The following is a 16,001-nucleotide window of genomic DNA, read 5'->3' as shown; positions in this document are numbered from 1 at the left end:
CCTTCGTCATGAACGGGGTCAGTCGAGCCGCAGCTCGAACGGGGCGGGCGTGAGGTCGTCCTCGTCGTAGAGGTTGATCAGCGGGAAATCGGCCCAGGCGTAGCGCACGCGCGTCGCCGACCGTCCGTCGCCCTGCAGCCGCACTTCGCTGCCCGCCACCGTAGCGGCGGCCACGAAGCGGCAGCTGTCCTGCGTCTCGCCGCACAGTTCGAAGCCGAGCGGCTGCCCGCTCCAGCTCCGCAGCCCTCCGGCGACGCCACGGAAGGAGAGGATGATTTCTCCGCCGCTCCGGCGCGCCGCGGCGATCTCGGGACCGGCCTGCCCACTTGCGGCAAGAGCGAGCCTCCGGCCCACCTCCTGTTTGTCGGGCGGATGGATGTCGCGCCTGTGGCCGAGATCGACCGCCGGGACGAGAATGGCGTGACGGTCCGCGCCGGACGCGCGGCGCTGCTGTTCGCGAAGCTCCGCCCAGCCACTCGGCCCCGGTCCCCGCGCGGGCGCGCCGAAGCCGGCCAGGCCGACGACGAGGAAGGGAAGATCCCGCTGCCCGAACTGGGCGCGCCAGCCCGCCATCATCGCGGCGAGACGTCCGGCATAGCCGGTGACGCCCACATCAGATTCGCCCTGATACCAGGCGACGCCGCTGAGGCCGAAGCGGCCGAGCGGCGCGATCATGCCGTTGTAGATCGGCGACACGCCGGCATGCGTGTCCCAGGGCGCGCGCGGCGGGTTGCCGACGGCGGGATCGACCACCGCATATTCCCAGCCGTCGCCGAGCGGGACCACGCTCCCGTCGGCGAGTGTGAGGCGCAGCCGTTCGGCCGGCCCTTGAAAGCCGCCCAAACCCCAGCTGTCGCCGATATTGACGAGGATCTCGTTCACGCCCGCCCGCAGCACTCCCGCCGGCACGCGATAGTCGCGATCGAGCGACCAGCCGAAGCTGTTGCCCACCGGAACGCCGTTGACCCAGCTCTGGTCGAGATCGTCGATCACCCCGAGCGACAGCATGGCCGCGCCGGCCGCCTGCTCCGCGGTCAACACCACCCTTTTGCGCGCCCAAACGAAACCGTTAAACTCGGCAAAGGCCGGATCGCCCCATTGCTCCCAGGGTCGGATCGCCGGGACCGGCCGCCAGGACAGCCGATCGCTCGCGTGCCAGGGCTCGCTCCCCTCAGCGTCGCCGGTGCGGCCGCGCCACCAGTCTGCCCACATCCCTCCGAAGCGGCGGTTGGCGGTATCGGCGTCGCGGCGATAGAGGTCGAGCAATTCGGCCATGTCGCCCGCGTCGGTCGCCCGGACAGCGGCCTCGCTCATCCAGCTGCGGATCTGGGTGCCGCCCCAGCTCGCGTCGATCACGCCGACCGGCACTTGCTCCCGCCGCCTCAGATCTCGCGCCATGAAGTAGCAGGCGGCGGAAAAGTCACGCACCGTCTCGGGCGACACCGTCTGCCAGGCGACCGCTTCGCCGAACGCCTCCTCGGGCGCGAGGCTTGTGCGCTGGGGGACCGTCAGGATGCGCATCCCCTCGTCGGAGGCCGAAGCGAGTTCGGCGTCGGCGTTGAGGGCGCCGCGGACCGGCCATTCCATGTTCGACTGGCCGGAGCAGAGCCAGACGTCGCCGATCAATATGTCTGCGGCCTGCGCCCCGCGCCCGTCCCGCCCGGCGACCGTCAAACGAAGCGGCCCGCCTCCGGGCATCGCAGGGAGTTCCGCCCGCCATCGCCCAGCTTGGTCGGCCCGCACCTCGCGCACGGCGCCGCTCAGGCTGACCGTCAGCCGCTCCCCCGGATCGGCGCTGCCCCACACGGCGATCGGCCGGCCGCGCTGCAGCACTGCATGGTCCGAGAAGAGCGGGTGGAGCGTCGGCACGGCGGCCAGCTCGTCGGCGGGCATGAGAAGCGCCAAAGCGGCGCCTGCCAAGGCCCGCCGCTTCGCCCTCCCGGTCACGGTTGGCCGCACCGGTCCTGCGGCACCTGCGCGCTCACGATCCGGACGTCGGAGATGGAGAGAGCGAGACGGCCTGCGGTGGTGAGCGAGAAGGGCACCGTCACCCGCTGCATATCGACGCCCGCGCGGGCGAAGCAGCGCAGAGGCATGGCGAAGCTGCGCCACTCGCCCGCGGGCGCGCCCAGCGCGCCGGTCACCGGCAGCGCGGCCGTCACATCCCCGCTCTGCATGCCGAGCGCGACCGGCGCGGTCGGGGGCGCTTCGACACGATATTCGAAGGCGAGGCTGAGCTCGCCATTGGTCTCGCGCGAAATGTCGAGCGGCCGGGCGGCGCGGATTTGCGCCGAAGCGGGACCGTTGCCGTCCCAGGTGAAGCTGCGCGCATCCTCCTGCGCTCGCCGGTCGGTGCCGGCGACCCGCAGCCGGCCCGAGCCGGTCGCCCCCGCATTGCCGGAGACGGGGCTCGCCACTCCGCCCTCCTCCGCGAGCGCGAAGGACCAGCCATCCGGCAGGCTGCCGCGTCCGAACAGCACGCCGTCGCTCCCCGCCGGCGCGCCGACCGGCCGGTCCTCCGGGAGCCGGGGAACGTCGCCGGGCTGGCCGTAGGTCAGGCCGTGGCCATACGCGAAGAGCGGGTCGTAGCCGGGCTGGCCGCGGTTCAGCGGCACCTGGTCCGCCCGCCGTGGCCAGGAGAAAGAAAGCCGGCCGCGAAAGTCGTGGCGCACCGATCCGTCCGCCGCCGCGAACAGGACGTCGGCGACGCCGCCGCCCTCGCTCCCCGGCAGGAAAGCGGCCACGAAGGCGTCGGAGGCGTTGATCTCCGGATTGACCCACATCGGCCGCCCCGAGAGGAAGACGGCGACGACCGGTATGCCCGCGGCGCGGAGCCGGCGCATCAGATCGAGATGGCTCTTGTCGCCGGGGCTGAATTCGAGGTTCGGGCGGTCGCCGACGAATTCCGCATAGGGCTCCTCGCCGAACACCACGATAGCGACGTCCGGCCGCCCGTCGATGCGTCCGTCGACGCTGAGCGTCGCCATACCGCCAGCGGCGGCGACCGTTTCGCGGATGCCGTCGTAGATAGACTGCCCGTTCGGGAAATGCTCGTTGCCGATCCCGGTCCCCTGCCAGGTGATCGTCCAGCCGCCGGATTGCTTCGGAATGTTGTGCGCGCCGTCGCCGGCGACGAGCACGTTCATCCCCGGCCGCAGTGGCAGGACCGAGCCCTCGTTCTTGAGCAGCACCATCGATTCCCGGACCGCCTGGCGCGCCACCGCCCGGTGGGCCGGCGCGCCGAGCAGGTCAAAGCGGCCGGCATATGGCCGCGAGGACGGCCGCCCCGCCTCGAACAGGCCGGCGCGCAGCTTGACGCGGAGGATGCGCCGCACCGCCTCGTCGAGACGCGCCTGCGAAATCTCGCCCGAACGGACCTGGGCAACGGTGTTGTCGTAGAGGTCCCGCCAGGAATCGGGCGCCATGAACATGTCGAGCCCGGCATTGAAGCTCGCCGGGCAGGAGGTGTTGGTGCAGCCCGGCACCTGGCCGTGCGCGTTCCAGTCCCCGACCATCAGCCCGTCGAAGCCCATTTGCTCGCGAACGGCTGCGGTCAGCAGTTGATGGCTGCCATGCACCTTATCGCCGTTCACGCTGGAGAAGGAGGCCATGATCGCCTGCACCCCGGCCTCGATCGCCGGCGGATAGCCGGCGCCGTGGACGTCGCGCAGTTCCTCGAACGATCCCTGGAAATCGCCCTGGTCGCGGCCGCCTTCGGTGCCGCCGTCGCCGACGAAATGCTTGGCGGTGGCGATGACGCGGCCGCCGCGGAGAAATTCGCCGGTGCCCGGCCGGCCCTGCAGCCCTTCGATCTTCGGGCCGGCATAAAGGGCGACGATCTCCGGGTCTTCCGAATAGCCTTCATAGGTCCGCCCCCAGCGCGCGTCGCGCGGCACGGCCAAGGTCGGCGAGAAGTTCCAGTCGATGCCGGTCACCGCCATCTCGATCGCCGTCACCTCGCCGATCCGCCGGATCAGCTCCGGATTGCGGGCGGCGCCGAGACCGATATTCTGCGGGAAAATGGTGGCGCCAACGATGTTGGCATGGCCGTGGACCGCGTCGATCCCCCACATGACCGGAATGCGCACGCCGCCCTCCAGTCCCTCCATGGAGGCATCCCAGAAGGCGTCGGCGAGCGCCAGCCACTCTTGGGCCGGCGCCGTCTCGTCGCCGCCCGGCGAGGAATTCCCCCCGGCGAGGATCGAGCCGAAGCGGTAGCGCCGATACTCCTCGGGCGTGATGCTCGAAATGTCGGGCTGGATGGTCTGCGCCACCTTCTCCTCGACGCTCATCCGCGCGAGCAAAGCGTCGATCCGCGCCTCCATCGTCGGGTCCAAAGCCACCCGGCTCCGCACCGCCGGCCAGCGCGCCTGGTCCGCGGCAGCGGCGGGTAGGGAAAGGTCAGCCCGAAGCGCCCCCGGGTCTTGCACATTGGCGCATGCGGTCGTGGCCAGCAAAGCAATCCCCGCCCATCTGCCGTGGCGTCTCATCATCCCCTCACCTCTTGCTGCTTTTCCGAAACTGCTATTTGGTACCGCTACCAAAGAGCAAGCCTTTTTGTTCGCAGGGATCGCCGCATGAGTTTCGAGTTCAGGCTGAGCCGGACGCTCCGGATCGAACGCCGTCTGCTGGGAAGCGAGCAGGAGCCGCTGCTGATCGTCGACGATCTGCTGGAGGCGCCGAAGCGGCTCGTCGACTATGCGTGCACGCAGGTCGCGTTCCGCCCCGCCTGGCGCGTCGACGGCGGCTTTCCGGGCCTCCGCGCCGCGGCGCCTCTCAACTATGTCAAAGCCGTCGTGACGGCGCTCGGCCCCGTCGTGCGGCAGGCCTTCGCGCTCGGCGATGCGCAACCCGCCGGCGCGGAGTGCAACCTGTCGCTCGTCACCCTGCCGCCCAAGCGGCTCACGGCCGAGCAGCGCATCCCGCACATCGATACCACCGATCCGCTCCAGTTCGCCTTCCTCCACTATCTGTGCGAGACGCGCTACGGCGGCACCGCTTTCTACCGCCACCGCGCCACCGGCTTCGAAGCCGTGACCCCAGGGCGGTCGGCGCGGTACGAGCAGACAGTTGCGGAGGAACTCGCCCAGCAGCCTCCCGCCGTGGGGTATGTCGGCGAAGACGACAGTCGCTACTGGGAGATCGGGCGGGTCGAGGCACAGTTCAACAGGCTCGTCATCTATCGAAGCCGGCTGCTCCATTCGGGAAGGCCTGACCCCGCCCTCCTCTCAGCCGATCCCGCCTCCGGGCGCCTCACCGCCAACATCTTCGTCCACTTCGCCCGGCCGCGATGTTAGCTCAGCGCGGCGAACGGCAGTCGCCCTTTGCCACGAGTTTAGAGCAGACCGGCCGCTTGCGACCAAGAGCAGTCATCCGCCAAGCCGCGTTATCAATCGGCGGTGCTCACTTCCGTCGAACAGCAGGCACCGCCATACCGATCAGCGTGCTTCGATCCCCAGGAACTTCTCCAAGCTTCGCATCGGGATGAGCGTCATCGTCCCGACCTTGACCACTTCGATATGGCCTTCCTTGATCAGCATGTAGAGCTTCGATCGTCCCATGCCGGTCAGACGGCAGGCCTCCCGCACCCGCACGGTGAGCGGGCGACCGGGTGCATCGGCATCACCGGCGGTTGGGACAAATTTGGCAATCATTGTTCGAGGTTAGAGGCGACCCACGCACTCGCAAACAACCGGTCCGACGCAACCGGCAGCATTTGGGGGCACCGGAGAGGGCACATGCCCGGCATGACGGGAACCGAGCTCGCGCAAGAAGCCCAAAAGCGATCTCCTTCGCTCAAGGTGCTGATCGTATCCGGCTATGCGAACGCCGAAGGGCTCGATCCCAAGTTCACGCGGCTGACCAAACCCTTCCGCCAGGGGGAACTCGCTGCAGTGCTGGAGGACTAGGCGCCGTCTGGGCGCCCAACCAGGGGGAGGCCGTAACATATGGGTGATCACGCGAATGGTTGCCTCCCGGCTACCCTGCCGAGGCGGAAAATCGGCTGACGGGTCCGCCTGACTCTTTCGGCTGAGGGCCGGCTCCGGCCGTTTCGGGCGGCGGCGACCTGCGCGAGACCGTTCTTCCTTCAGGTGAAACAGGCGAGGCGGTACACCACCCTCACCTCCCAGCTCAGCTTCACGCTGAGTGGGCATGCTTTCGCTCCCGCAGCACGCGCGCGGATTTGGGCGGTCGGAGGAGGCACCTGCCTCTCCAGGAAAAGGGGCTTTTGGCGCGAGTTGTCAGCCTTTGCTTTTCGTCGACGCAGCCACGCCGTTGGCAGAAAGCGGCGTGGCTTTCGCGCACATCTCGCGGAGTTTGTGCGGCAGGGTGGACCGCTCCTCAACTGGAGACAACGTCGAGTGAACATTAGCTCGCTATTCATTGCCGTTGCGCTGCTGCCGTTTGCGCAGGCTGCGGCCGCATTGCAGCCCGCCGCGGCCGAAGTTGCACCTGATACAGCATCACTTCCCCCGATGCTGAGCGCCATGGCCAGGCAAGAGGCTGCCGAGAACATCGCAGCGGCAGCCGAGACGCTTTATGTCGATATACCGGCCGGTGCCGCGCTCGCGCGCACCATCCGACAGCGACTGCGCTCTGGTGCTTACGACAGGCAGACCGATCCGACGTCTTTCGCGGCTGCGCTGACAAGCGACCTGCGCTCGGCCGTGTCGGATCTCCACCTTCGCGTTGCGTACGAGCCGCACAGGGATGTTTCGACGGGGCCGGCACAGGCTGCCGGCTCGCCGGGAGGCGCGCGCATGATGACGCGCATAGATGGTCGGGGCGCAAGCGAAATTGCCCGAACGAATTTTGGCTTTGATCGAGTGGAACGGCTCGAAGGCAATGTCGGCTATCTGAAGCTGAGCAGGTTGGTGCCGCCTGATCTGTCTAGGGCGACCGCTGAGGCGGCGTTGGCGTTTCTGGCGAATACCGACGCAGTCATTCTCGATCTGCGTGGCGTGCCCGGTGGCTCCCCGGAACTGGTTCGTCTGCTCCTCGGCCACTTCGTCCGGGAGCCTCTGAAGCTTCTGACGACCTATGATCGCCCGAGCGGCACGACGGAAGAAATCTGGACCCCCCAGGGTCCGGCCGGCCGACTGGCCGGCGTTCCGCTCTACGTGCTTCAAGATCGCACCACCGCATCGGCCGCCGAGATGCTCGCTTACATCGTGCAGCGCCGCAACCTGGGCACTGTCGTCGGCGAGACGAGCAGAGGGGCGGGAAATGGCGGGAACATGATCGATGTGGGTAGCCGCCTGTCATTTTTCCTGCCGCAGCGACGGGTGACGGATGGTCCGGGCTGGGAGGGTTCAGGCGTCAGACCGGATGTGCCAAGCTCGGCGGCAGATGCGCTGAGCGTCGCGCACCGCGCTGCGCTGGGTTTGAGGCGAACCGCGGCTTTGCCGGTGGATTGATCCTGTGTCCTAGCCCGTTCCTTGATGCGGACCAGTGGGAAGCAACCAGTTCCCGCTGTTCCGCTGCGACCTGAGGGCAATCGCTTCGGACGATTGCCGTGCCGGCCGATACATCTGCAGCGAAAGAATGCCGCTTACGGAGCTGAACACTATCCACCACAGCCCGGCATTTAGCTTCGGTTCACGCTGCTTGCGTGCTGCTGTACGGTAGACCGCCGGGCAAGCAGACCTCCCAGGAGCGGGACACTCCCGTTGACAGGCTCCTTAAAGCACCGAGAGTGAATGGGCCGGCTGCACCTTCAAGGCTGCAGCCGAACTCCGTCATAGTGAGTGCAGCAATCACTCGAGAGGATCACCGTCTCCCCAAGCGAACTCTTCGTATCGCTGTTGTTGTAGACGAGCCAATCGGCTCCCTGGTCCCCGTTCTTGAGGATGACGCCAGGCGCATCCGGCCTGGGCTCCCATCGGCCGCGGATCAGCCTTTCACTGCTGCCCTGCTGAACCCTCCACGTGTAGGTCCCGTCTGCGCTGATACGAAGCGGCGGTAGCCGAAGGCCTCCGCTCACCACTCGATAGACATTTCGACCGTCGGTGACGGTGTTGATGGCCATAGGGACGCTCACCCGCCAATCCCCGACGAAATAGGCGGTCCAGAAGGGTTCCCGCTCCGGTGCGACAACATGATAGGGGTCGTACATGCCACTTGGCCCGTTCACGAAGCTGTAGCCGTAAACCGGATCGACCGCCTTGACGACATCGCGGAGCCAGGTCTTACCGCCGTTGCCCGAGTACATAACCTGGTCGCCCACCCGATACGCCCCTATCCTCGGCCAGGTGGCAGAACCACGGGGGTTCTGCGTTGCCGCTGCGGACGAGGCTGCAGGTGCCGTGCTCGCCGGAGACGGCGTAGCCGGCGCTGCCGCCGGCGCCCGAGTTCCTCCTGCCGATGGGGCTGGTTGCGCAACCGGCGGGGCTGCTGCGCCTCTGATCAGTTCCTGGATGCCGGAATATCGCCCAATCCCCGCCTGCTCTGCAGCATCGCCAAATGAGGGGTGCCTGAGCGAGGTGTCCGCGCCCGCGTCAAGAAGGAGCCGCACCACTGACTCGCAGCCGTTCAGCGCAGCCATCATGAGAGGCGTATAGCCGCCGCTGTTCCGCGCGTTCACATTGGTACCGCGGTGAACGAGCTGAGCAGCTTCGGCGGCTCGGCAGTCCTGAGCAGCGCTGATGAGTTGCATTTCAGGAACGCTCTGGGCCCAGCCCGGAACAGCGGTGGTGCACAGAGCAACGGCGCCCAAAGCAACCTTCTTCATCTGCAGGATTTCCCCCGTTTCGTTCGGAGGATCATTGATGATGTTGCGAGGAGCGTCAACGCTGTCGCTAAGCACCGCGCGCCCGCTTGTGGCCGGCCTGCACCTTCTATGGTCCATATGGAGGCGAAGCAGCACCTGCTGCAGATGGACGCCATGGAACTGCCACGACTGCACAGTGCCGGCTGGTATCGGGAGGAGGCTCTTCGGGCCCAGCGTCTGGCGGACGCGACCCACGATCCAGAGGCCCAGCGTGTGCTGAGCGCGTACGCCCGCGACTGCATCTCACTGGCCGCAAACATCAAGGAGGAGGTTGACGCTCCTCCGCCGAAGCGGGCCGCGCCAGCGGCAGGTTAGACCTCAAGCCTTCGACATGGCTCCCTCGCCACGGCGCGATTCCCCCACGCCTGGAAAGCGTCCCTTGCTTCTAGTCTGATCGCACTAAACGTGGTTAATCGACAGCCGACCTTGCGAGCGCGAACATGTGCCGGTCCAAGAGCACCGAGGCGTCCGCAGATCGGTGCCCGGCATCTGGAGAGGCGCCATGAAGCACAGGTTCACTGCCGCGTTGTTTGCCGCGTCGATCATCACGCTGCCCTCCACCAGCGTAGCCGCGGCAAGCGAGGCGCAGGCTCAAGATACCACATCGGGGCGCGAGAGCACCGCCGCGCGAACCGTGCGCGCCGCCTGCTGCAGGTGTGTTGACGGCAGCAAACTCACGGCATCGATCGCCACTGGGACGGCACCTTGGCGCGCGACTACGAGCCCGGCGGGGACGGCGTTGTCGCCGGTGGTTAGCGCCGGACACACAGCCTGGGCGGCTGTTCCCGGCGGTAGCTGGGTCGGCCCGGCCGGCGCGCCGACGGGCGCCGGCAACTACACCTATGAACTGGTCATAGAAGTGCCGCGATGCGTGATCGGTGGCAGGATGTCGATCGAAGGGCGGTTCGCCGCGGATAACAGAGCGACGCTATATTTCGGCAACAATCAGGTAGCTGTGTCGCAAGGCACGCAGAATCACGGTTTTCAGGCGGCGGCGGTGACGCCGTTCACCATCACCGGCGTCACCCCTGGCACTCATGTCCTGCGGGTGGTCGTTTACAATCTCAACAGCATCACCGGACTCGCCGTCTCAGGTCAGGTGACCACGGCCTGCCCGGCGAGCGTAGAGCTCAGCCAAAGGCCCGCCACCGATGAACAGTTCGCAAGCGCCTGCGGCTGCTCCACAGACGCGGTGTAGCGGCGCCAACAACCCGCTGGCTACATCGTTACGGGAGTGTTACGGGTAACCAGCTGCACTTGTCGCCAGGAGCGTCAAAAGTGCTGAGTCCTGCCCAATATGACGCACACGTCACAGCAAGGGATGAAGCTGCGGCCGAACGCCTCCGAGCGGTGCTTTCTGCCATGGCTTCGAAAGCTGATGGCATTATCCTGCTCGACCTGAACGGTGTGGTGACCTTCGCCAATGAGAGAGCAAAGGAAATCTTGAGTGCTGGAGATGCCCTTCGATGGAGCTGCGGCCGGGTTGTCGCCTGTCGGGGCCCTGAGGATCGACGCCTGCAGCAAATTATCGCCGCTGCCATCGCGTCGGCCTGCGGCGCAGGTGCAGCCAGACCGAGCAGACAAGCTCTCGTCAGCCGGAGCGGGGGAGCCCGGCCTCTGATAATTCGCGTACTCCCCACGACGGCGAGTGCTCACTGCCAAACTGCCCTTAGTTATGTCTGCGCAATCCAGATTTACGATCTGGCTCCCGCGCCTGCTTTGGAGCCTGCCCTGCTCAGAGAGTTGTTCGGATTGACAGCGAGGGAAGCCGACCTTGCAGTCGCTTTGATTGGTGCGGCAACGCTGGTGGACGCAGCTGCGGTGGCCTGCATGGCTCACAACACGGCTCGAAACCACCTGCAGCGGATTTTTCTCAAATGTGGCACACACAGCCAAGCTGCGACCCAGGCACTTTTCGCTGCGTTGCCTCGGCCCAGCCGGATATGACTGCCCGGCTATGCAGCGGGACCTATGTCGCGCACCCCGACAAGGCGGTCCGCGACGGCCGCACGGTCGGCCGGGAAGGACATGAGGAAATGATCGAATTTGCCCGAGCGCACGGGAGTGCTTCTCCGCCTTGCCGAAAATTCTCCGGGAACAGTCCCGGATCGGGAGGCGCGTGGGCTGGAGGGGCTGATCGCGCGGCGGGTTTCGACGGAGGAAGTTGCGCGCACCTCCCGAGAGCTCGGAGGATCGCTGATCGGCACCTGTCGCGTGCAGACGGAGCTACCGTCGTCCAGCCAAGCATGCTCTCCTTCAGCGGCCATCGACGCCGAGCAATTTCTCGAGGCTGCGCATTGGGATGAGGGTCATGGATCCGACCTTCACCACCTCGAGCTGTCCCTCCTGGATCAGCAAATAGAGCTTCGATCGACCGATACCAGTGAGGCGGCAGGCCTCCTTGTCCGCACCGTTATCGGCCGCGCCGAGCAATCGGAATGATGTTCCGGAACAACTTTGTCAGCCATGCCGGCAGGTTAAACACAAAGGCTGCCTCCCGAACTGCCTCTCTGCCGCAACGAGCAGCATCTGGGTTGCGCGCGTCCGCAGCATCAAGCGACCTTGCTGCGATCGTGGCACGGGAAACGCACCTGCCCACCTCCACTGGAGACCGGGGTCGCCGTCGGCCGGGGCTCGCATGAAGCGGCCCCGGCTACCGGACGGGTATCTTATTCCTGCGGCTGCATCGGGGCGGCCGGAACGACGAGCGGCTGAGCCGCCACCGGAGCGAAGGCCACAGCTATGTCCTCATCCAGGAAAGCGTTCACCGGAGAGCCAACCGGTATTCGCGCGCTCGTTCCGGTCACGACGAACCCCACGATCGGCGCGACGGCGATCGCTCCCACCACGCCGGCGGTCCCCGTCACCCCCTTGTCGTCGATCTGACCCGATAACCGGATCTGGCGACCGGCCACCTGGACATAAAGCACCCGAGCGTTGATGGCGCCGGAGCGCCCCCACATCCCCTTGTTGCGAACAGACGTCACCTCGCCCATCGCCGGGCTGCCCGCGGGTATCACGACCTGTCCGTTAAGGTAGACCGCCTCGGCCACCTCCATTCGGAAGCGCTCGCCAACCCGGAGCTGCTTGCCCTCGGTGGTGAGCCCTTCGCTCATCACCAGGGCGACCGGCGTCCCGACACGGAGGACGTTTTCCTGCTGGCCAGGCAGCAATTGTGCCTGGGGAGCTGGCGCGGGGGACGGCGTCGTGCTGGACCAGACCGCCTGGGCCGAAAGAGAACCGGGCACGAGCAAGGTCGCTGCGCAAAGCAGCGCTTTGTAGAATCTGGACATGAAACCCCCTCCTAGAATCGGCCGTCGCCGTGAGCACAGGTGACGCCTGCGAAGAGCCTCTGTCAAGCATCTGAATCTCTGAAGCGGTTTCTTCTCGTAATCGGCAGCTGACAGCTGCTCGTTTCTCGGCCGAATTCTACTTTTTCAACACTCTTCGCCCGGCCCGTATCGGGAAGCCTGATACCGCCCCCGGGTTCAGGAGGATCTGTACGTCAGGGTCTGTGCCGCCGATTTCGTGCGGTCCGACAATAGGTGCGGTCCGAAAATGATCAGCCGTATGCCGACCCTTCTGATCCGCCGGTCAGAGGACAAGGAGCTGCTGTGGCTCGTTCGCCATCTGAAGCTTACGCCGGCACGACTGACGCTCGTCCTCGCCGATCGTGGCACCAATTCCGTCCCCGGGCCTGTCGGCGAGTGCGAGGGCCCCATACTTGTCCTCGACGGTGGAAGGCGGCGCACAGGCACCCTGCCCGTCATGCTGCACCTCGCCGAGGGCACCCCGCTCGTGCCTGCGGACATTAGCGCCCAGGCCGAGATGATCGAATGGATGATCTGGACGCAGCGCGTCTTTCAGCCCGCCATCGCGGCCGGCAGGCGCCTGCGAGCCGCGCCCGGCTCGGCTTCATGCTCGGCCAAGGCACTAGCTCTGCAGCAGGGAGCCGAGTGCCTCGAGGACCTCGCCGAACATTTGCAGGACCGTCGCTTCCTGCTCGCCTGCGAGCCGAGCCTCGCTGATCTGCTTCTGCTCGGCACGCTGCGCGAGGCGCCTCTGGCGGGATTCGATCTCCTGCCGGCTCGCCCCCTGTGGCACTGGCTTGCACGAGCCGAGCTCCACTTCGGCATCGATCATGAACAAGCGTGAATCACACGCCGCGGTCTCGGCGAGCGCGCTTTCTACGCCTGAAGCCGGGGTCTCGGGAGAGAAACGCCTCCAGGATCGCCGGCACCAACTCGGAGAGCGACACTGCAGCGCCATATTCCTGCTCGTAGAGGGCGGCATATTCCTCAAGGTCGCGGTGAAGACCTGGACAGAGCAGGAGAGCGACCCGGATCGGCGCACGGTCGGGCAGCCGCCGCAGCTTGATGTGGCCCACGAGATCAACCTTCCCACAAAGGCAGCAGGATTTCCTTGTGCAGCACGGCCCTGACCGGCCAGCCCGGCCGGATGGTGATGGTCGGCTGCACGTCGAGCCCGCGGGCGACGAGGCGGTCGCCGCTCCTCGCCGCATTCTGCTGCGTCGCCTCGCGCACGGCACGAACGAGGTCGCTCTCGCTGCTGCCGAGGCTGATCTGGGTGCCGATCCCAAGGAGGGTAGACAAAGCAATGCCCTTGAGCAGCCGGAAGGTGTGTGCGTCGACCCTGTCCTCAAGCCCCGCGTGGCCGGACATGTCGCTCGCGGGGAGATTGTCCAGCTCGACCGATGCTCCATCCGGAAACACGATGCGGTTCCACACCAAGAGCGCCCGCCGCTGTCCATAGGCGACGACATTGTCGTAGCTTCCGATGAGCCGGGAGCCCTGCGGGACAAGCACTCTGCCGGGTGTCCCGCTGGCGCGGACATTCTCGGTCACCTGGGCCACCGCCACGCCTGGCAGGTCCGACCGGAGGCCCGTGATGAGGCTCGCGGGAATGACCGTGCCCGGGCTCAGCGCCACGCTTCGTTCCGGGCCCGCCGCCCTTCCCTCGCGGCCGGCGGCGGCCGGTGTTCCCGGCCGCATCGCGTCAGGCTCTTGGGCAGCAGCGGCGCCAGCAGCGGGTCCTCCGCCGGCGCCGCTGCGCGGTACGAGCAGGGGCGATTCCCGCGCGGCCTTGCGCTCGGCCGCCGCGCGCTGACGCTGCGCCTCATCGGCATCGTGCGACTGCGCGGCACCAAATGGTTCGGCGGGCGGCGCTTGCTCCGCCTCGGCGATGCGCTGCTGCTCGAGGATCGGCCTGCCGAGATCTCCCGGCAGCGGCGGCCCCAGCTGAAGCACCTCCCCGTAGCTGCCCGGAGCGCCGGCGAGCGGTTCCGGCGTCGTCGGCGCCAGCTCCGGAGGCGACGCCGCGCCCTCAGCCATCCGGAACGATGGCGGATCGAAAGCGCTCCAGGCGAGCCCGACCATTGCTGCCGATCCGAACGCGGCGGCGCCCACGATGACGCCCCTGCGAAACCGTACCGCAGGACGCGGCCGCCCGCGCAGCACCAGCGCCTCGGCGTCCTCCTTGACCGCCGTCTGGGGCGGGCGTTCCGGTGAGCCGCTCATCGGCCCCGCCTCCCGAGCCGGGCGCGCGCACGCGGGCGCGCATCGTCCCGCTCGATCCTGACCACCTGCTGGCGGCGCTCGCCGAGGCGCAGCTCTGCCGCGTCGAACAGCCGGTCGACCACGTACCAGTTGCCGCGCACCCGGTAATTGACGAGTTCGGCGCGTCCCCCCTGCCCGACGAGGAACAATGGCGGCGCCTCGCCCTCGCCAAGCGAGGCCGGGAACTCGATGAACACCTGCCGACCGTCGTCGAAAGCGCGAAGCGGGCGCCAGGCCGGATTGTCGCCGACGATCCTGTATCCGAAGTGGAGCCGCTCCAGCTCGGGACCCTCGCCCGCAGCCGCGAAGTCGCGCGGCTCCTCCGCGGGGTTGCGGCGCAGCGCGACCAATTCGCCCTCGGGATAGGTCCAGGCGATGCTTGAGATCGCAGCGCGCGAAAGGCTCTCCGCTACGATCCGGTAGACCCTGCGATCGGTCATGACGACGAGGTTGGTCTTCAGCCCTGCGGCGACCGGCTTGAGGAGGATATGAACGCGGCGCGCGTCGCCCGCCCCGCTTTCCGTGTCGCCGATCACCCAGCGACCGGTATCTCCGGCCGCGACCGAAACAAGGATCTCGCCCGGCTGGAGCATGATCTCGCTCAACTGCTCGGGCGCCGCCTCGAGCCGGTAGACCGCCCCCTCGGTCCATGGAAGGAGCTGGACGGTGCTCGCCGGCGGCACCGACGCCGTCTGCGCGCTTTTGGCCCGTTGCGGCCGGGCGGGTATGGGACGATCGGCGGCGGCCCCGCTCGCCTTGGCTTCGACGGGCGAGACAAACGGCGCCGCTGGCGCCGCGCAGGCGCAGGCGCCCGCGAGAAGAAGGTATCGGATCGTCATCATCATTGCCTTTCGATGGTGTGAGGGTTTTCCGCCGACGGCCCGGCGAGCGTCGGGTCGATCGGCGAGCCGAGAGGAAGCGAAGGCGCCGGGGGAGCGGAGGGCCCAGCCGAGACCGCGGCCGGCGCCTGGGGCTCGAGCTCGCGGGACCAATCGATACCGTCGATCAGGAGCCCGAGCGGATTGCGGCGCAGCGCCTCGGCCGAAGCGGGCGTTCGGATCTCGACCGCCACGATGGCCGTCCAGCGGCTGGTCTCGACCAGGACGCCTCGCTCATAGGCGCTCTCGGTCCACTTCACCTGGAAGCTCCGGTCGGAGGCGCGGACCACGCTTGTGACCTGCACCGACACGGTCCTCCTGCCGACGGCCCCGAACGGGTCGGACCTGCGGGCATAGTCGCCCAGGAAGTCGGCGGCGCGCCGGGTCACGAAGTCGTAGGCGGACAACCAGTTCTCGCGCATCAGCACCGGGTCCAGCGAGCGCGAGCGAACATTTGCGACGAACCGGGCAAGGTGCCATGCGATCTGGGGGTCGGTCGGCCGATAGCCGGTTTCCGCCGGGACGATGGCCCGCGCCTCGCCGAGGCGGTCGACCTCGACCACATAGGGCACCACCCGGCTCTGCATCGACTGCCAGAGCAAACCCGCCGACAGACCGAAGGAGAGCAGCATCCCGCCGAGCGCCATCACGCGCCAGTTTCGAGCCTGGACGCGCGCGGCGCCGATCCGCTCGTCCCATACCTGTCCCGCCCGCTGATAGGGTGTCTCGGGCTCCGGCGTCCTGCCGTAGCGCTGCACAGCGCGCCTGAAGATCATG

General features: G+C 67.4%; 16 protein-coding genes. 6 read left to right on the top strand and 10 right to left on the bottom strand.

The window, feature by feature from the left end; all coding sequences use genetic code 11:
• Nucleotides 1-18: 18 nt before the first annotated feature.
• Both ACK4K7_RS12920 and ACK4K7_RS12915 read right to left on the bottom strand, forming a co-directional pair.
• Nucleotides 19-1,905, bottom strand: a complete 1,887-nt coding sequence (locus ACK4K7_RS12920; RefSeq protein ID WP_431866585.1) for a sialate O-acetylesterase — start codon at nt 1,903-1,905, stop codon at nt 19-21.
• 38 nt (nt 1,906-1,943) lie between these two features.
• Complete coding sequence (locus ACK4K7_RS12915) at nt 1,944-4,490, bottom strand: glycoside hydrolase family 3 protein (protein ID WP_431866607.1); 2,547 nt, start codon at nt 4,488-4,490, stop codon at nt 1,944-1,946.
• Between the two features lie 87 nt (nt 4,491-4,577).
• Between ACK4K7_RS12915 and ACK4K7_RS12910 the strand changes: the two genes are divergently transcribed.
• On the top strand, nt 4,578-5,297 hold the full coding sequence (locus tag ACK4K7_RS12910; RefSeq protein ID WP_431866584.1) for a DUF6445 family protein: 720 nt from the start codon (nt 4,578-4,580) through the stop codon (nt 5,295-5,297).
• A gap of 141 nt (nt 5,298-5,438) precedes the next feature.
• Here ACK4K7_RS12910 and ACK4K7_RS12905 read toward each other — a convergent pair whose 3' ends face one another.
• Nucleotides 5,439-5,654: a helix-turn-helix domain-containing protein gene (locus ACK4K7_RS12905; RefSeq protein WP_431866582.1), complete on the bottom strand. Its 216-nt coding sequence runs from the start codon at nt 5,652-5,654 to the stop codon at nt 5,439-5,441.
• Nucleotides 5,655-5,738: 84 nt separating this feature from the next.
• Between ACK4K7_RS12905 and ACK4K7_RS12900 the strand changes: the two genes are divergently transcribed.
• Nucleotides 5,739-5,909 (top strand): hypothetical protein, encoded by a 171-nt coding sequence (locus tag ACK4K7_RS12900; protein WP_431866581.1) that lies wholly within the window; start codon nt 5,739-5,741, stop codon nt 5,907-5,909.
• Between the two features lie 567 nt (nt 5,910-6,476).
• Entirely contained in the window at nt 6,477-7,418 is a 942-nt protein-coding gene (locus tag ACK4K7_RS12895; protein ID WP_431866580.1) for a S41 family peptidase, read from the top strand.
• Between the two features lie 299 nt (nt 7,419-7,717).
• Here the strand turns inward: ACK4K7_RS12895 and ACK4K7_RS12890 are convergent, their stop codons facing one another.
• Nucleotides 7,718-8,806 (bottom strand): ankyrin repeat domain-containing protein, encoded by a 1,089-nt coding sequence (locus ACK4K7_RS12890; RefSeq protein WP_431866578.1) that lies wholly within the window; start codon nt 8,804-8,806, stop codon nt 7,718-7,720.
• A 42-nt stretch (nt 8,807-8,848) separates the two neighbouring features.
• Here ACK4K7_RS12890 and ACK4K7_RS12885 point away from each other — a divergent pair, with 42 nt between their 5' ends.
• On the top strand, nt 8,849-9,085 hold the full coding sequence (locus ACK4K7_RS12885; RefSeq protein ID WP_431866576.1) for a hypothetical protein: 237 nt from the start codon (nt 8,849-8,851) through the stop codon (nt 9,083-9,085).
• Between the two features lie 187 nt (nt 9,086-9,272).
• Complete coding sequence (locus tag ACK4K7_RS12880) at nt 9,273-9,968, top strand: hypothetical protein (protein WP_431866574.1); 696 nt, start codon at nt 9,273-9,275, stop codon at nt 9,966-9,968.
• Nucleotides 9,969-11,026: 1,058 nt separating this feature from the next.
• On the opposite strand, the gene ACK4K7_RS12875 is transcribed toward ACK4K7_RS12880, so the two are convergent.
• Together ACK4K7_RS12875 and ACK4K7_RS12870 are read right to left on the bottom strand one after the other, a co-directional pair.
• Nucleotides 11,027-11,203, bottom strand: coding sequence for a helix-turn-helix domain-containing protein (locus ACK4K7_RS12875; protein WP_431866573.1), 177 nt, complete (start codon nt 11,201-11,203; stop codon nt 11,027-11,029).
• Between the two features lie 236 nt (nt 11,204-11,439).
• The gene (locus ACK4K7_RS12870) at nt 11,440-12,063 is read right to left on the bottom strand and encodes a hypothetical protein (RefSeq protein WP_431866572.1); all 624 of its coding nucleotides are present in this window, start codon (nt 12,061-12,063) and stop codon (nt 11,440-11,442) included.
• A 265-nt stretch (nt 12,064-12,328) separates the two neighbouring features.
• On the opposite strand from ACK4K7_RS12870, the gene ACK4K7_RS12865 reads away from it, so the two are divergent.
• Nucleotides 12,329-12,925 (top strand): hypothetical protein, encoded by a 597-nt coding sequence (locus ACK4K7_RS12865; protein WP_431866570.1) that lies wholly within the window; start codon nt 12,329-12,331, stop codon nt 12,923-12,925.
• 1 nt (nt 12,926) lies between these two features.
• On the opposite strand, the gene ACK4K7_RS12860 is transcribed toward ACK4K7_RS12865, so the two are convergent.
• Genes ACK4K7_RS12860 through trbF form a run of 4 tightly spaced genes read right to left on the bottom strand, consistent with a single transcriptional unit; the run spans nt 12,927 to nt 16,000 of the window.
• Nucleotides 12,927-13,157, bottom strand: coding sequence for a DUF2274 domain-containing protein (locus tag ACK4K7_RS12860; RefSeq protein WP_431866569.1), 231 nt, complete (start codon nt 13,155-13,157; stop codon nt 12,927-12,929).
• 4 nt (nt 13,158-13,161) lie between these two features.
• Nucleotides 13,162-14,307 (bottom strand): TrbI/VirB10 family protein, encoded by a 1,146-nt coding sequence (locus ACK4K7_RS12855; RefSeq protein ID WP_431866568.1) that lies wholly within the window; start codon nt 14,305-14,307, stop codon nt 13,162-13,164.
• Entirely contained in the window at nt 14,304-15,191 is an 888-nt protein-coding gene (gene trbG / locus ACK4K7_RS12850) for a P-type conjugative transfer protein TrbG (protein ID WP_431866567.1), read from the bottom strand. Before trbG ends, ACK4K7_RS12855 begins: the two co-directional genes overlap by 4 nt.
• A complete protein-coding gene (gene trbF / locus ACK4K7_RS12845; RefSeq protein WP_431866566.1) occupies nt 15,188-16,000 on the bottom strand; it encodes a conjugal transfer protein TrbF in 813 nt (270 codons plus the stop codon). The genes trbG and trbF overlap by 4 nt, the downstream gene beginning before the upstream one ends.
• Nucleotide 16,001: the final 1 nt, after the last annotated feature.

It is taken from the genome of Allosphingosinicella sp. (assembly GCF_046295735.1).
Taxonomy (GTDB): Bacteria; Pseudomonadota; Alphaproteobacteria; order Sphingomonadales; family Sphingomonadaceae; genus Allosphingosinicella.
Note: the sequence above shows the minus strand (reverse complement) of the source record. Positions and strands in the feature narration are given on the sequence as shown.

Coding starts and splice junctions, on each gene's coding strand:
- ACK4K7_RS12915 (WP_431866607.1), bottom strand. CDS start 4,490: ATGAGACGCCACGGCAGATGGGCGGGGATTGCTTTGCTGGCCACGACC.
- ACK4K7_RS12910 (WP_431866584.1), top strand. CDS start 4,578: ATGAGTTTCGAGTTCAGGCTGAGCCGGACGCTCCGGATCGAACGCCGT.
- ACK4K7_RS12905 (WP_431866582.1), bottom strand. CDS start 5,654: ATGATTGCCAAATTTGTCCCAACCGCCGGTGATGCCGATGCACCCGGT.
- ACK4K7_RS12900 (WP_431866581.1), top strand. CDS start 5,739: ATGCCCGGCATGACGGGAACCGAGCTCGCGCAAGAAGCCCAAAAGCGA.
- ACK4K7_RS12895 (WP_431866580.1), top strand. CDS start 6,477: ATGCTGAGCGCCATGGCCAGGCAAGAGGCTGCCGAGAACATCGCAGCG.
- ACK4K7_RS12885 (WP_431866576.1), top strand. CDS start 8,849: ATGGAGGCGAAGCAGCACCTGCTGCAGATGGACGCCATGGAACTGCCA.
- ACK4K7_RS12880 (WP_431866574.1), top strand. CDS start 9,273: ATGAAGCACAGGTTCACTGCCGCGTTGTTTGCCGCGTCGATCATCACG.
- ACK4K7_RS12870 (WP_431866572.1), bottom strand. CDS start 12,063: ATGTCCAGATTCTACAAAGCGCTGCTTTGCGCAGCGACCTTGCTCGTG.
- ACK4K7_RS12865 (WP_431866570.1), top strand. CDS start 12,329: ATGATCAGCCGTATGCCGACCCTTCTGATCCGCCGGTCAGAGGACAAG.
- ACK4K7_RS12855 (WP_431866568.1), bottom strand. CDS start 14,307: ATGAGCGGCTCACCGGAACGCCCGCCCCAGACGGCGGTCAAGGAGGAC.
- trbG (WP_431866567.1), bottom strand. CDS start 15,191: ATGATGATGACGATCCGATACCTTCTTCTCGCGGGCGCCTGCGCCTGC.
- trbF (WP_431866566.1), bottom strand. CDS start 16,000: ATGATCTTCAGGCGCGCTGTGCAGCGCTACGGCAGGACGCCGGAGCCC.